A 13,977-nucleotide genomic window follows, 5' to 3' on the forward strand; every position below is an offset into this window, starting at 1 on the left:
GGTGGACGGAGGCGTTCCCCGGGTCACCGGCCCCGCCCGCCCACTACTGTTTTCCCGGTACACGCGGGTGGGGGGAGAGCAGAGCTGATGAGCCGTCGGTCCAGCGGGATGATCGGTGTGTGGGCCGAGGCCCAGCGACAGCAGCAGCAGACGCAGCTGATCCAGACGCGCGAGGCGGAGCGCCGGCAGCGGGCGTACGAGCGTGAGGCCGCCCGGGACCGGCGCGAGCAGCAGGCCGCGTACAAGCAGCACCGCGAGGCGGAGGCACGGCGCCGTACCGAGCAGCTGGAGGCGCAGGTGGCGGCCCTGCAGGGGCTGCTGGCCTCGGGCTGCCGGGCTCCCGCCTTCCGGATGGCCTCCCTGGTGCGGTCCGAGCAGGTCCAGCCCTTCGACCCCGGCGGCCTCGGGCATCCGGTGCCCATGCCGCAGCTGGCCCAGTTCCACCAGCACGGCGGCGGCTGGGCCCTGGGCTCGCGCGGCCGGGCGGAGCGGGAGGCCCACGACCGGTACACCCGCGCCTGGCAGGCCGCGCACGCCGCCGAGCAGGAGCGGCTGCGGCAGCTGGCGGCGTACCGGCAGCAGTACGACCAGTGGGCGGCGGAGCAGCTCGCCGGTGTCCGCCGGCACAACAGCGGCCTCACCGATCTGGCCGCCTCCCTGCGCGCCGCAGAACCCGACGCGGTGGTGGAGTACTTCTCGGCAGCCCTGTACGCCTCCACGGCCTGGCCCGGGGAGCTGCCCCGGCAGGTGTCGGCGGCGTACGACCCGGCGGCGCGCCAGCTCGTCCTGGACTGGGAGCTGCCCCGGTACGAGGTGGTGCCGGAGGTGAAGGCCGTGCGGTACGTGCCGAGCACGGACCAGGACCGGGAGACGGCGCGACCGGCCACGCAGCGCCGGGCGCTGTACCGGGACCTGCTCGCCCAGTGCCTGCTGCTGGTGCTGCGCGAGCTGTACGCGGCGGACGAGTTCGGCGCCCTGGACTCGGTGGTCGTCAACGGGTTCGTGGACGACCACGATCCGGTGACGGGCCGCGAGGCGCAGCTCGTGCTGGCGACGGTGCAGGCGGCGCGCGACGCCTTCTCCGGGCTGCGACTGGAGCAGGTGAGCGCGGTGGACTGCCTGGTCGAGGGGCTGCGGGGGCAGTTGTCGGCGCGCCCGGACCAGCTGACGGCCGTCCGGGCGGGCCGCCGGCCGGGCGAGGTCGGCGGGGACGTCGTCAGCCACGGCGGGCACGCCGCGGGCGGCGAGGACGAGCCCGACCTCTTCCAGATGGACCCGATCGCCTTCGAGAACCTGGTCGCGGAGCTCTTCCGGGCGATGGGCATGGAGGCGGTGACCACGCAGCGGTCCGGTGACGGCGGCGTGGACGTCGAGGCCGTGGACCCGGCGCCGATCCGGGGCGGGCGGATCGTCGTGCAGGTCAAGCGCTACCGCAACACCGTGCCGCCGACGGCGGTCCGGGACCTGTACGGCACGGTCCAGGACAAGGGGGCGAACAAGGGGGTGCTGGTCACCACCGCGTCCTTCGGGCCCGGGTCGTACACCTTTGCCAACGGCAAGCCGCTGGAGTTGGTTCCCGGGGCCGAGCTGGTGGAGCTGCTGCACCGGTACGGGCTGCGGGGGCGTCTGGGCGGCGGCTCCGTGCCGGCCCAGCGGACTTCCGGGGCCGCGGCGGGCACGGCCAGCGGCCCGGCCGCGGTCCCGGCGGGCGGCCCGGCCGGGACGCCGACCCTGGTCGAGGTGGCTCCCGGGCCCGCCGACCGCAACGTGCTGGGCATGACCTGGTCGGGCGGGGTCGCGCTGGACGTGTGCGCGCTGGTCTGCGAGGGCGGCCGGGTGCTGAGCGAGGACCACTTCGTCTTCTTCAACAACCCGAGCACCCCGGACGGTTCGGTGCGCTCGCGTCCGTACTCCGCCCCGGACAAGGCGGCCGTCGAGGTCGGCTTCGACGACCTGCCGCAGCACGCCGACCGACTGGTGCTGGTCGCCGCGGTGGACCCGGAGGTGAACCCGGACGCCGATCTGGCGGGCTTCACCGACGCCCGCATCCGGCTGCTGGACGCGTCGGGCGCGGAGATCGACCAGCTGGAGGTCTCCGACGGCCGGGCGGGCGAGACGGCCCTGGTACTGGGCTCCTTCCGCCGCCGCCCGGGCGGCGACTGGAAGTTCGTCCTCGGCGGCAAGGGCTACCGGGGCGGCCTGGAGGCCCTGCTGGGCGACTTCGGCGTCGAGGTGGCCTAGGCCGGGGTGTCGCCCTCCGGCGCGGGGTCGCCTTCCGGCGGGGTGTCGTCCTGCGCCGCGGGGTCGTCCCCGCGGTCGGCCGGCGCGACGTAGCGCAGGACGCCCCACATGCTCTCGGGCGGGGCCTGTTCGGGGGACTCCTCCCGGCAGGCGTCCAGCTCGCGCAGCAGGGCCGGCCCGTCGGTGCCGGAGCCGATCAGGACGAGCTGCGTGCGGCGGCGCTCCCCCCGCCCCCAGGGGCCGGGGGCGAAGCGCAGGAAGCGGCCGACCGCGTGGACCTCGTACCGTTCCCGGTGGCCGGGCACGCCGAACCAGACGAACCCCTTGATCCGGTAGAGGCCGGCCGGGCGCCGGTCGAGGAACTCGATGAAGCGGCGCGGGGACAGGGCCTGGTCGGAGGTGAACTCGACGCTCTCGTAGCGGGCGTGGGCGTGGTCCGCGTGGCCGTCGCGCCCGGTGTCGTCGGCGGCCTCCGCGAGCAGGTCCTCGAAGGACAGCTGCCCCCGCGTCTCGGTCCAGGGGCGGCGGTCGAAGAGCAGTTCCGGGTCGATCCGCCCGTGGTCGGCGCCGACCAGGGGCGTCCCGGGGGCGCAGAGCGCGGCGATCTCCCCCTCGATGCGCGCGCGTTCGGCGGGGTCCACCCGGTCGGTCTTGTTGAGGACCACCAGGTCGGCGACGGACAGGTGGCGGTCGGTCTCCGGGTGCGCTGCCCGCGTCCGGTCGAACTCAGCCGCGTCGACGACCTGCACCAGGCCGCCGTAGCGGATCGCCGGGTTCTCGTTGGCGATCAGCATCCTGACCATCTCCTGGGGCTCGGCGAGCCCGCTGGCCTCGATGACGATCACGTCGATCCGGTGGACGGGGGCGGCGAGCTTGTCCAGGTACGCGTCCAGCTCGCTGCCGTCGACGGCGCAGCACAGGCAGCCCCCGCCGAGGGAGACCATCGAGTCGCCGACCTGTCCGGCCACCGACATCGCGTCGATCTCGATCGAGCCGAAGTCGTTGACGACGACCCCGATCCGGGTGCCGCCCCGGTTGCCGAGCAGGTGGTTGAGGAGCGTGGTCTTGCCGGAGCCGAGGAATCCGGCGAGGACCACGACGGGAATGGGCTGGACGCTGTTCACCCGGACGATCGTAGTCAGCCCGCGGCGGGCACCGGCTGCGGCGGGGTGGGGCCGGTGTAGCGCGCGGCCGGGCGGATGATCTTCGAGTCGGCGGCCTGTTCCAGGACGTTCGCGCTCCAGCCCACCACCCGGGCCGCGCAGAAGGTCGGGGTGAACATCTCGCGCGGCAGCCCGCACAGCTCCATGACCACGCCCGCGTAGAACTCCACGTTGGTGTGCAGCTCCCGGCCCGGCTTCAGCTCGGCGAGGATCTCCTCCACCTGCCGTTCGACCTCGACGGCGAAGTCCACGAGCGGCCCGCCGAACTGCCGGGCGATGTCGCGCAGCATCCGCGAACGCGGGTCCTCGGTGCGGTAGACGGGGTGCCCGAAGCCCATGATCCGGTCCCCGGCCAGGACCCGCTCCCGGATCCACGGCCCGATGCGCTCCACCGTGCCGATGGCGTCCAGGGTGTCCAGGGCCCGGCTGGGCGCACCGCCGTGCAGCGGGCCGGAGAGCGCGCCGATCGCCCCGGTGAGGCAGGCGGCGACGTCGGCGCCGGTGGAGGCGATGACGCGGGCGGTGAAGGTGGAGGCGTTGAAGCCGTGGTCGACGGTGGAGATCAGGTACCGCTCGACGGCGCGGGCCTTGACCGGGTCGGGCTCCTCACCGGTGAGCATCCACAGGTAGTTGGCGGCGTACGGCAGGTCGTCGCGCGGCGCGACCGGCTCCAGGCCCTGCCCGAGCCGGTGCAGGGCCGTGAGCAGGGTGGGTACGGCGGCGCAGGCGGCGAGCGCGTCGGCGGCCCGGCGCTCGGGGGCGAGGTCGTACACCGGGCGGAAGCCGGAGCAGGCGCCGAGCAGCGAGAGCGCGGTGCGCAGTCCGGCGAGGGGGCCGGAGAGGGCGGTGGCGGCGGCGAGGGCGGGGAGCGCCTCGCGGACCTGGTCGGGCAGGTGCCGCAGCCGGGCGGTCTCGGCGGCGAAGGCGGCACGCTCCGCGGCGTCCGCGGGGAGCGCGCCGCGGAACATCAGGTGCCAGACGTCCTCGAAGGTGCGGTCGGCGGCGAGCTCGACGGCCGAGTACTGGCGGTAGTGGTAGAAGCCCTCGCGGCCCCGGACGTCACCGAGCTGGGTCTCGGTGACCACGACTCCCGCGAGACCGCGGGGTACTTCGACGGTGGTGTTCATGGATTGACCATCCATCCTTGATCTGATCGATGTCAATATTGATCCGCTCAACATATGTAGGGTGTGCATCATGAGCGAAGACCAGAGGCGGCTCACCACCCGGGAGGCCGCGCAGGTCCTCGGGGTGAAGCCCGCGACCGTGTACGCGTACGTCAGCCGGGGCCAGCTGGGCAGCCGCCGCGACGCGGTCGGCCGGGGCAGCACCTTCGACGCGCGGGAGGTGGAGGCCCTGGCCAGGCGCAGCCGGCGGGAGGCCGCCGCGCCCGCCGGGGAGCTCTCCGTACGCACCGCGCTCACCCTCATCGAGGCCGACCGGTACTTCTTCCGCGGTGTCGACGCCGTCGAGCTGGCCTCGCGGTACCCGTACGAGGAGGTCGCCGAGTGGCTCTGGACCGGGGCCCTGCCGCACGGGGCCCGGTTCACCGCTCCCCCGGAGGCGCTCGCCGCCGCCCGGCGGGCGGTGGCCGCCCTGCCCGAGCACAGCGGGCCCCTGGACCGGCTCCGGGTCGCGGTCGCCGCCGCGGCGGTGGTGGACCCGCTGCGCTTCGACCTGTCCGAGGAAGCGGTACTCGGCTCCGCGCGCTGCCTGATCCCGACGCTGGTCGGCGCCCTGCCGGGAGCGGAGGCGGCCCGGGCCCCCGAGGACGGTGAACGGCTCGCCCGGGCGCTGTGGCCCCGGCTGACCGGACACGAGCCGGACCCGGTGGCCGTCGACGCCCTGGACCTGGCGCTGGCCCTGCTGGTCGACCACGACCTGGCCGCCTCCACCCTCGCGGTGCGGGTGGCCGCCTCGGCGCGGGCCCACCCGTACGCGGTCGTCTCGGCCGGGCTCGGCGCCCTGGAGGGCCCCTTGCACGGGGCGGCCGGGCGGCTCGCGCACGGGATGCTGGCGGAGGTGCTGGAGCGGGGCGGGGCCGCGCCCGTGGTGGCGGAGCACCTGCGCGCGGGGCGCCGGGTGCCCGGGTTCGGCCACCGCCTGTACCAGGGCGAGGACCCGAGGGCGCGGGCCCTGTTCGACCACCTGGAGGGGCTCCCGGGGGCCGCGTCGGCGCTCGGCGCGGCACGGGACGTCGCGGCGGTGATGGCCCGGCACGGCCTGCACCCCAACGTCGACCTGGCGCTGGCCGTGCTGACGGTGTCCTGCGGGATGACCGCCGAGGCCGGCGAGACGGTCTTCGCCGTCGCCCGGACGGCGGGCTGGATCGCGCACGCGCTGGAGGAGTACCAGGAGCGCCCCCTGCGCATGCGCCCCAGCGGCCACTACACCGGCCCCCGCCCACCCCGCCCCCTGCCCTGACCACCGGCCCCCACCCCCGACGGCACAGCCCGCCGGGCCACGGCCCAGGCGGCCCTTGTCCCAGACGGCCATGAGCCCAGGCCACCACAGGCCCGGGCGGCCGTGAGCCCAGGCGGCCCTGGACCCAGGCGGCCATGAGGCCCGGGCGGCCCACAGGCCCAGGCGGTCCTGGACCAAGGCGGCCCCGGTCCCGGGCAGCCATGAGCCCCGGCGGCCATGAGCCCCGGGCGGCCCTGGACCCAGGCGGCATGAGCCCAGGCGGCATGAGCCCAGGCGGCCCTGGTCCCAGACGGCCATGAGCCCAGGCGGCCCTGGTCCCAGACGGCCATGAGCCCCGGCAGCCATGAGCCCCGGCGGCCACAGGCCCCGGCGGCCACGGGCCCCGGCGGCCACGGGCTCGGGCGGCCACGGGCTCGGGCGGCCACCTCCGGGTGGGGCTTCTCATAGACGGGGGAAATTCCGCTTACGCCCCCGCCGACCTACGGTGCTAGTCATGCGGTTCCTCCCCACGGGCGCTCGGCGCCTCGGGCTGCCCCGACGGGCCGTCTCGCAGATCCTGCTGACCCAGCTGGCCATCGCGGCCGGCGTCGCCGTGCTGGCGACCGGGCTCTTCCTGGCCCCCCTCAGCGGCCAGCTGGACGACCAGGCGATGCGGCGGGCCCTGGCCATCGCGCAGAGCACGGCCGCGGACCCGTCCCTGGCCGCCGACCTCCTGCGGTCGCAGCCGACCGCCGACAGCCCCGTCCAGTCCGCGGCCGAGCGGATCCGCAGGGCGACGGGCGCCGAGTACGTGGTGGTCCTCGACCTCCACGGCATCCGCCGCTCCCACCCCAGCCCCGACCGGATCGGACGGCCCGTCTCCACCGACCCCAGTGACGCCCTCGCCGGCCACGAGGTGATGGAGATCGACGAGGGCACCCTCGGCCGCTCCGCCCGCGGCAAGGTCCCCCTGGTCGCCGCCGACGGGGAGGTCGTCGGCGCCGTCTCGGTCGGCATCGCCTACGACAGCGTCCGCGACCGGCTGCTCGGCGCCATCCCCGGACTGCTCGCCTACGCCGGCGGCGCCCTGGCGGCCGGTGCGCTGGCCGCCTACCTGCTCTCCCGCCGGATCCAGCGGCAGACCCGCGACCTGGCCTTCTCCGACATCGCGGGGCTCCTCGCGGAGCGCGAGGCCATGCTCCACTCCATCCGCGAGGGCGTGATCGCCCTCGACCCCGACGACCGGGTGCGCCTCGTCAACGACGAGGCCGCCCGGCTGCTGGGCCTGCCCCCGGACAGCGCCGCCGTCCTCGCCGGCCGGCCCCTGGACGAGGTCCTTGGCGCGGGCCGCACCAGCGACGTCCTGACCGGCCGGGTCACCGGCCGGGACCTGCTCACCGTCCAGGGCCCCCGCGTCCTGGTCGCCAACCGGATGCCGACCGCCGACGGCGGGGCCGTCGCCACCCTGCGCGACCGCACCGAGGTGGAACGCCTGGGCCGCGAACTGGACTCCACCAAAGGCCTGATCGACGCCCTGCGCGCCCAGGACCACGAACACGCCAACCGCCTCCACACCCTCCTCGGCCTGCTCGAACTGGGCCTGCACGAGGAAGCCGTCGACTTCGTCAACGAGGTCGTCGGAGTCCACCGCACCACCGCCGAACAGGTCACCGAAAAGGTCCACGATCCCCTGCTCGCGGCCCTCCTCGTGGGCAAGGCGACCGTCGCCGCCGAGCGCGGCGTCGCCCTGCGCCTCGCCCCGGACGCCCTCCTCCCCGACCGCCTGGTGGACCCGGGTGGCCTCGTCACGATCCTCGGCAACCTCGTCGACAACGCCCTGGACGCGGCGGCCGGCTCGGCCGCACCCCTGGTCGAGGTCGACATCCGCGGGCAGGGACGCACGGCCGTGCTGCGGGTGCGCGACAGCGGCCCGGGGATCCCCGCCGGCCGGCACGAGGAGATCTTCACCGAGGGCTGGTCGACCAAGAAGCCCGAAGCCCACCGCGAGCGCGGGCTGGGGCTGGCCCTCGTACGCCGCCTCGCGGAGCGGCAGGGCGGCAGCGCCCGGGCCGGGTCGGCAGAGGACGGAGGGGCGGAATTCTCCGTCGTGCTCCCGGAGGCCCTGCGGTGAACGAGACCCCGATCCACGTATTGGTCGTCGACGACGACATGCGTGTTGCCAGGATCAACGCGGCCTACGTGGCGAAGGTTCCCGGTTTCCGGATCTGCGGCGAAGTCCATTCGGCGGCCGAGGCCCTGGGCTTCCTCACCGCCCGCCCGGTGGACCTGGTCCTCCTCGACCACCACCTCCCGGACGAGAACGGCCTCGCCCTGGTGCGCCGCCTGCGCCAGCTCGGCCACCACACCGACGTGATCATGGTCACGGCGGCCCGGGACCTGGCCACCGTCCAGGCGGCCATGCGGCTCGGCGCCCTCCAGTACCTGGTCAAGCCGTTCACCTTCGCCGGGCTGCGCGCCAAGCTGGAGGCCTACGCCTCGCTGCGCCGCTCCCTCTCCGGCGGCGGCGAGGCCGAACAGGCCGAGGTCGACCGGATCTTCGGCGCCCTCGCCGCGGCGGGCACCCCGAACGAGCTGCCCAAGGGGCACTCCCCCACCACCGCGGAGCTGGTCCGCCAGGTCCTGCGCGCCGCCGAAGGCCCGCTGTCCACCCAGCAGATCGCCGACCGCGCCGGCATCAGCCGGCAGACCGCCCAGCGCTACCTGAAGCTCCTGGACCGGGCGGGCCGGGTCACCCTGGCCCTGCGCTACGGCGAGACCGGCCGCCCCGAACACCGCTACACCTGGCGCCCGTCGGACACCCCGTAGAGCCTGGGGACCGCCTCACACCGCGCCGGCCCCGGTCAGCGACCGGACCTCCGTCTCGGCGTACTTGCGCTCGTCCGCCTCCTCCGCGGAGGTCATGGTGCCCAGCCAGCCCGCGAGGAAGCCGAGCGGGATCGAGACGATGCCCGGGTTCTGGAGCGGGAAGTACTGGAAGTCCACGCCTGGGAAGAGGGACTCCGGGCTCCCGGAGACGACGGGCGAGAGGACCACCAGCAGCACCGCCGGGACCAGCCCCCCGTACACCGACCACACCGCCCCCCGCGTGGTGAAGCCCCGCCAGAACAGCGAGTACAGCAGCACCGGCAGGTTCGCCGAGGCGGCCACGGCGAAGGCCAGCCCCACCAGGAAGGCCACGTTCAGGTCCTGCGCGAGCAGTCCGAGGGCGATGGCCACCGCCCCGATCCCGACGGCGGCGACCCGCGCCACGGCCACCTCGCTGCGCTGCCGGGCGTGGCGGCGCTTGAGGGAGGCGTACAGATCGTGCGCGACGGAGGCCGACGAGGCCAGGGTGATCCCGGCGACCACCGCGAGGATGGTCGCGAAGGCGATGGCGGCGACGACCGCGAACAGCACCGCGCCCCCGGTCGACTCGGCGCCCCCGCCCAGGAACGCCGCCAGCAGCGGTACGGCCGTGTTCCCGGAGGCGTTCGAGGCCCGCACCTCCTCGGGGCCCACCAGCGCGGCCGCCCCGAAGCCGAGGACGACGGTCATCAGGTAGAAGCCCCCGATCAGCGCGATCGCCCACACCACCGACCGGCGGGCGGCCCGCGCGGTCGGCACCGTGTAGAAGCGCGACAGGATGTGCGGCAGCCCCGCCGTGCCCAGCACCAGCGCGAGGCCGAGGCTCATGAAGTCGACCCGGGCGGTCCAGCCGCCGCCGTACTTGAGGCCGGGGCTCAGGAAGCGGGCCCCGTGCCCGCTGCGTTCGGCGGCGCCGGTGAGCAGCTGGTCGAGGTTCCCGTGGAAGCGGAGCAGGACGAGCACGGTCAGGGCGACGGCCCCGCCCATCAGCAGCACGGCCTTGACGATCTGGATCCAGGTGGTGGCCCGCATCCCGCCGAAGGTCACGTAGACCACCATCAGTGCCCCGACGCCGATCACGGTCAGGGTCCGGGCGGCGGGGCCCGAGTCCGAGAGCAGCAGGCCCACCAGGCTGCCCGCCCCGACCATCTGCGCCACCAGGTAGAGCACGGAGACGACCACCGAGGAGGTTCCCGCGGCGATCCGGACGGGCCGCTCGCTCATCCGGGCGGCCACCACGTCGGCGAGGGTGAAGCGGCCGCAGTTGCGCACCAGTTCGGCGACCAGGAAGAGGACCACCAGCCAGGCGACGAGGAAGCCGACGGAGTAGAGCAGGCCATCGTAGCCGAAGAGGGCGATCAGCCCGGAGATCCCCAGGAAGGAGGCGGCGGACATGTAGTCGCCGGCGATGGCGAAACCGTTCTCCATCGGGGAGAAGAGCCGCCCGCCCGCGTAGAACTCCTCGGCCGAGCCGTGCCGGTTGCGGCTGACCCAGGTCGTGATGCCGAGGGTGACCGCGATGAAGGCGCTGAACAGGATCAGCGCGAGGGTCTGGTGTTCGGTGGTCACGCGCCCTCCCCCCGGACCGTCCTGGTCCGCGGCCCGCCGCGCTCCTGCTCGCGCGCGGCCGCCCGGTCCTGTGCGCGCTCCTGCACGCGTTCCTGCTCGAAGACCGTCCAGCGCAGGTCGAGCGCGGCCCGGTCCCGGCGCAGCCGCGCGTGCCTGGCGTACGCCCAGGTCAGCAGGAAGGTGCTGAGGAACTGGCCGAGGCCGGCCAGCAGGGCCACGTTGACCGCGCCGGCCACGGGCCGGGCCATGAGCCCGGGTGCCGCGGTCGCGGCGACCACGTAGGCGACGTACCAGAGGAAGAAGCCGGCGGTCGCGGGGACGACGAACCCCCGGTAGCGGCCGCGGACCTCCTGGAAGGCGGCGCTGCGCTGCACTTCGAGGTAGATCTCGGACGCGCCGGGCGCCGCCCGGCCTCCGGGGACCGGGGCTGCCTGGGCCGGGACCGTGTCCTCGCCCTCGCCCCAGCCGACGGCCAGCGCGTCGTACCAGGGGTCGTCCAGCCGGATCGTTCCGGCATCACGACCTTCGTGCTTGTCCACCGAACTCTCCTTGTCCGCCGCCGCATTGGCCGCGTGCCCACAAGGATGTGCCGGTTGGTCGGTTTCCGGACTGATGTACCGGTGCTCTTCACCCCTTCAGGTGATGGAAGGAGCGGCACCGGTGTGCCGGAACGCCGTTTCCGCATCCGCGGTACCGGCCGTGGCCGGCCGGTACCGCGCAGGGGTCAGGCGTCGATGCGCGAGCGGTCGAGGGTCGCCGCGGAGCCGGTGATGAACTCCTTGCGCGGGGCCACCTCGTTGCCCATGAGCAGGTCGAAGACCTGCTCGGCGGAGTCGAGGTCGCCGATGTTGATCCGCCGCAGGGTGCGGTGGCGGGGGTCCATGGTGGTCTCCGCCAGCTGGTCCGCGTCCATCTCGCCGAGGCCCTTGTAGCGCTGGATGGCGTCCTTGTACCGGATGTTCTTGCGCTGGTACTCCAGCAGGGTCTGGCGCAGCTCGTTGTCCGAATACGTGTAGACGTACTTGTCCTGGCCCTTCTTGGGCTGGACCAGCTCGATCCGGTGCAGCGGCGGCACGGCCGCGAAGACCCGGCCCGCCTCGACCATCGGGCGCATGTACCGCTGGAAGAGCGTGAGCAGCAGGCAGCGGATGTGCGCGCCGTCGACGTCGGCGTCGACGAGGAGCACGATCTTCCCGTAGCGGGCGGCGTCGATGTCGAAGGTGCGGCCGGAGCCGGCTCCTATGACCTGGATGATCGCGCCGCACTCGGCGTTCTTGAGCATGTCCGAGACCGAGGACTTCTGGACGTTGAGGATCTTGCCCCGGATCGGCAGCAGCGCCTGGAACTCGGAGTTCCGCGCGAGCTTGGCCGTACCGAGGGCGGAGTCGCCCTCGACGATGAAGAGCTCGCTGCGGTCCACGTCGTCGCTGCGGCAGTCGGCCAGCTTGGCCGGCAGCGAGGAGGACTCCAGCGCGGTCTTGCGGCGCTGCGCCTCCTTGTGCTGGCGGGCCGCGATCCGGGTCCGGGCGGCCGCGACGATCTTCTCCATCACGGCGCGGGCCTGCTGCTTGTCGTCGCGCTTGGTGGAGGTCAGGAAGGCCTTGAGCTCCTTGGCGACGACGGCGGCCACGATCCTGGTCGCCGCGGAGGTGCCGAGCACCTCCTTGGTCTGGCCCTCGAACTGCGGCTCGGCGAGGCGGACGGTCACGACCGCGGTCATGCCCTCCATCGCGTCGTCCTTGACCACGTCGTCCTCGGCGACGCGCAGCAGCTTCGCCGAGCGCAGCACCTCGTTCACGGTCTTGGTGACCGCGCGCTCGAATCCGGAGACGTGGGTGCCGCCCTTGGGGGTGGCGATGATGTTCACGAAGGACTTGACGCCGGTCTCGTACCCCGTGCCCCAGCGCAGGGCGATGTCCACGCCGAGCTCGCGGGTGACCTCGGTGGGGGTCATGTGGCCGCGGTCGTCGAGGACGGGGACGGTCTCCTTGAAGGTGCCGGTGCCGGTCAGGCGCAGCACGTCGCAGACGGCCTTGTCCTGCGCCAGGTACTCGCAGAACTCGCTGATGCCCCCGTCGAACCGGAAGGTCTCCTCGGTCTTGCCGGCGCCGTCGATGCCGCGCTCGTCGCGGACGACGATGGTCAGGCCGGGGACGAGGAAGGCGGTCTGGCGGGCGCGCTGGTAGAGGGTCTCCAGGGAGAGCCGGGCGTCCTTGAGGAAGATCTGGCGGTCGGCCCAGTAGCGGATCCGGGTGCCCGTCTTGCCCTTGGCGATCCGCTTGGCCTTGCGCAGGCCGTTCGCCGGGTCGAAGGGGCTCTCGGGGCCCTGCTCGGTGAAGACGCCCGGGACGCCGCGGCGGAAGCTGATGGCGTGGGTGGAGCTGTTCCGGTCGACCTCGACGTCCAGGCGGGCGGAGAGGGCGTTGACCACGGAGGCGCCGACGCCGTGCAGGCCGCCGGAGGCCGCGTAGGAGCCCCCGCCGAACTTGCCGCCGGCGTGCAGCTTGGTCATGACGACCTCGACGCCGGACAGGCCGGTCTTGGGCTCGACGTCGACCGGGATGCCGCGGCCGTTGTCGCGGACCTCGACCGAGGCGTCGTCGTGGAGGATCACCTCGATGTGGTCGCAGTAGCCGCCCAGGGCCTCGTCGACGGAATTGTCGATGATCTCCCAGAGGCAGTGCATCAGGCCTCGGCTGTCGGTGGAGCCGATATACATGCCGGGGCGCTTGCGGACGGCCTCGAGGCCTTCGAGGACGAGCAGGTGCCGCGCGGTGTAGTTGGAACCGTCCCGGTCTGCTCCGGACAGCAGCGCGCTGGAAGGCACGGACGTGTCGGCGGTCACGCAGTTCGCTCCTCGCTGAATTTCTTTTCTGGCCCGGTCGGGCGCAGGGGTGGCTGGGTCGCCGGTCGAAGGGTACCGAGGCCTGGTAGAGCCGATGCAACGCCACCCTCGTGGGTTCCACAGCCTAGTGCAGATCCGCACGGATGTTCGATCCCCCGTGGGGGTGAAGCAAACATCACGTTCCCTTCGACGCATGAACCATTTAGGGTTCGGGCACGTCCTCATGAACAACCGGCACTCACGCCGGGAGGACGAGAACTGCTACAGCGAACGACTGACAACGCGAAACCGTAAAGCAACGCAATACGGCTCCTTCGCCGCCAACCGGCAGCAGCCGGCCAGCTTCGGAAGGAAGTTTCGAGGAAAAGCCGCGAGCGGGAACGTTTTCGGCCTGGTTGGATGTTGACCCTGGTACGACAGCTCGTCGAGCTAGAGAAGAGGCGACGTGACTACTGTTCTGACACCCGCGACCCCGCTGACGGCCGCTGACCGATGCGACCGTTGCGGCGCCCAGGCATATCTGCGCGTCGTCCTCCTGAGCGGTGGTGAACTGCTCTTCTGCGCCCACCACGGGCGTAAGTTCGAGCCGGAACTCAAGAAGATCGCCGCGGAAATACAGGATGAGACCGAGCGGCTTACGTCCGCTCCGGCCGCCGCTGCGGCCGACGAGGACCGCTGACACAAGGCCTGAACCTCGCATCCGACGAGCCAGGACCGGCCAGGCCGGTCGACGGGCGGCACCCCTGAGACCCAGGGGCGCCGCCCGTCCTCATGTCCGCAGGCGCCCGGGGATGCCGGAGCCCTGCCGCCGAGTCCGCCCCTGGCGGCCCCGGCGCCCCTTCCCGGGGTTTGCGGGGCACCTGGGGCCCCTCCGGGCACCTCGTGCGGTGC

10 protein-coding genes are annotated in these 13,977 nt (G+C 73.5%); 5 read left to right on the forward strand and 5 right to left on the reverse strand.

Annotated features, from left to right (window positions below; translation table 11 throughout):
• Positions 1-87 precede the first annotated feature (87 nt).
• Positions 88-2,241: a restriction endonuclease gene (locus ABD973_RS07390; protein ID WP_345499339.1), complete on the forward strand. Its 2,154-nt coding sequence runs from the start codon at positions 88-90 to the stop codon at positions 2,239-2,241.
• On the opposite strand, the gene ABD973_RS07395 is transcribed toward ABD973_RS07390, so the two are convergent.
• Together ABD973_RS07395 and ABD973_RS07400 are read right to left on the reverse strand one after the other, a co-directional pair.
• Positions 2,238-3,365 carry a CobW family GTP-binding protein gene (locus tag ABD973_RS07395; RefSeq protein ID WP_345499340.1) on the reverse strand — a complete coding sequence of 376 codons (1,128 nt, stop codon included), beginning with the start codon at positions 3,363-3,365 and terminating at the stop codon, positions 2,238-2,240. The two genes, ABD973_RS07390 and ABD973_RS07395, sit on opposite strands and share 4 nt — an antisense overlap.
• A 14-nt stretch (positions 3,366-3,379) precedes the next feature.
• Positions 3,380-4,546, reverse strand: coding sequence for a citrate synthase (locus tag ABD973_RS07400; protein ID WP_345499342.1), 1,167 nt, complete (start codon positions 4,544-4,546; stop codon positions 3,380-3,382).
• Positions 4,547-4,601: 55 nt separating this feature from the next.
• Between ABD973_RS07400 and ABD973_RS07405 the strand changes: the two genes are divergently transcribed.
• From ABD973_RS07405 to ABD973_RS07415, 3 genes are all read left to right on the forward strand, one after another.
• Positions 4,602-5,828 (forward strand): citrate synthase, encoded by a 1,227-nt coding sequence (locus ABD973_RS07405; protein WP_345499344.1) that lies wholly within the window; start codon positions 4,602-4,604, stop codon positions 5,826-5,828.
• A 493-nt stretch (positions 5,829-6,321) separates the two neighbouring features.
• The gene (locus ABD973_RS07410) at positions 6,322-7,938 is read left to right on the forward strand and encodes an ATP-binding protein (RefSeq protein ID WP_345499346.1); all 1,617 of its coding nucleotides are present in this window, start codon (positions 6,322-6,324) and stop codon (positions 7,936-7,938) included.
• A gap of 38 nt (positions 7,939-7,976) precedes the next feature.
• A complete protein-coding gene (locus tag ABD973_RS07415) occupies positions 7,977-8,633 on the forward strand; it encodes a DUF7342 family protein (RefSeq protein WP_386382202.1) in 657 nt (218 codons plus the stop codon).
• A gap of 15 nt (positions 8,634-8,648) precedes the next feature.
• On the opposite strand, the gene ABD973_RS07420 is transcribed toward ABD973_RS07415, so the two are convergent.
• From ABD973_RS07420 to ABD973_RS07430, 3 genes are all read right to left on the reverse strand, one after another.
• A complete protein-coding gene (locus tag ABD973_RS07420; protein WP_125601637.1) occupies positions 8,649-10,241 on the reverse strand; it encodes a solute symporter family protein in 1,593 nt (530 codons plus the stop codon).
• Positions 10,238-10,780: a DUF485 domain-containing protein gene (locus ABD973_RS07425; RefSeq protein WP_125601640.1), complete on the reverse strand. Its 543-nt coding sequence runs from the start codon at positions 10,778-10,780 to the stop codon at positions 10,238-10,240. Before ABD973_RS07425 ends, ABD973_RS07420 begins: the two co-directional genes overlap by 4 nt.
• 185 nt (positions 10,781-10,965) lie before the next feature.
• Positions 10,966-13,086: a DNA gyrase/topoisomerase IV subunit B gene (locus ABD973_RS07430; RefSeq protein ID WP_125601642.1), complete on the reverse strand. Its 2,121-nt coding sequence runs from the start codon at positions 13,084-13,086 to the stop codon at positions 10,966-10,968.
• A gap of 445 nt (positions 13,087-13,531) precedes the next feature.
• Between ABD973_RS07430 and ABD973_RS07435 the strand changes: the two genes are divergently transcribed.
• Positions 13,532-13,765, forward strand: coding sequence for a DUF7455 domain-containing protein (locus tag ABD973_RS07435; RefSeq protein ID WP_125601645.1), 234 nt, complete (start codon positions 13,532-13,534; stop codon positions 13,763-13,765).
• Positions 13,766-13,977 lie beyond the last annotated feature (212 nt).

The sequence above is a fragment of the Streptomyces racemochromogenes genome (assembly GCF_039535215.1).
GTDB lineage: Bacteria > Actinomycetota > Actinomycetes > Streptomycetales > Streptomycetaceae > Streptomyces > Streptomyces racemochromogenes.

What these genes read in the sequence shown, in the direction of transcription:
- ABD973_RS07390 (WP_345499339.1), top strand. Translation starts at nt 88, where the DNA reads ATGAGCCGTCGGTCCAGCGGGATGATCGGTGTGTGGGCCGAGGCCCAG.
- ABD973_RS07400 (WP_345499342.1), bottom strand. Translation starts at nt 4,546, where the DNA reads ATGGATGGTCAATCCATGAACACCACCGTCGAAGTACCCCGCGGTCTC.
- ABD973_RS07405 (WP_345499344.1), top strand. Translation starts at nt 4,602, where the DNA reads ATGAGCGAAGACCAGAGGCGGCTCACCACCCGGGAGGCCGCGCAGGTC.
- ABD973_RS07410 (WP_345499346.1), top strand. Translation starts at nt 6,322, where the DNA reads ATGCGGTTCCTCCCCACGGGCGCTCGGCGCCTCGGGCTGCCCCGACGG.
- ABD973_RS07415 (WP_386382202.1), top strand. Translation starts at nt 7,977, where the DNA reads ATGCGTGTTGCCAGGATCAACGCGGCCTACGTGGCGAAGGTTCCCGGT.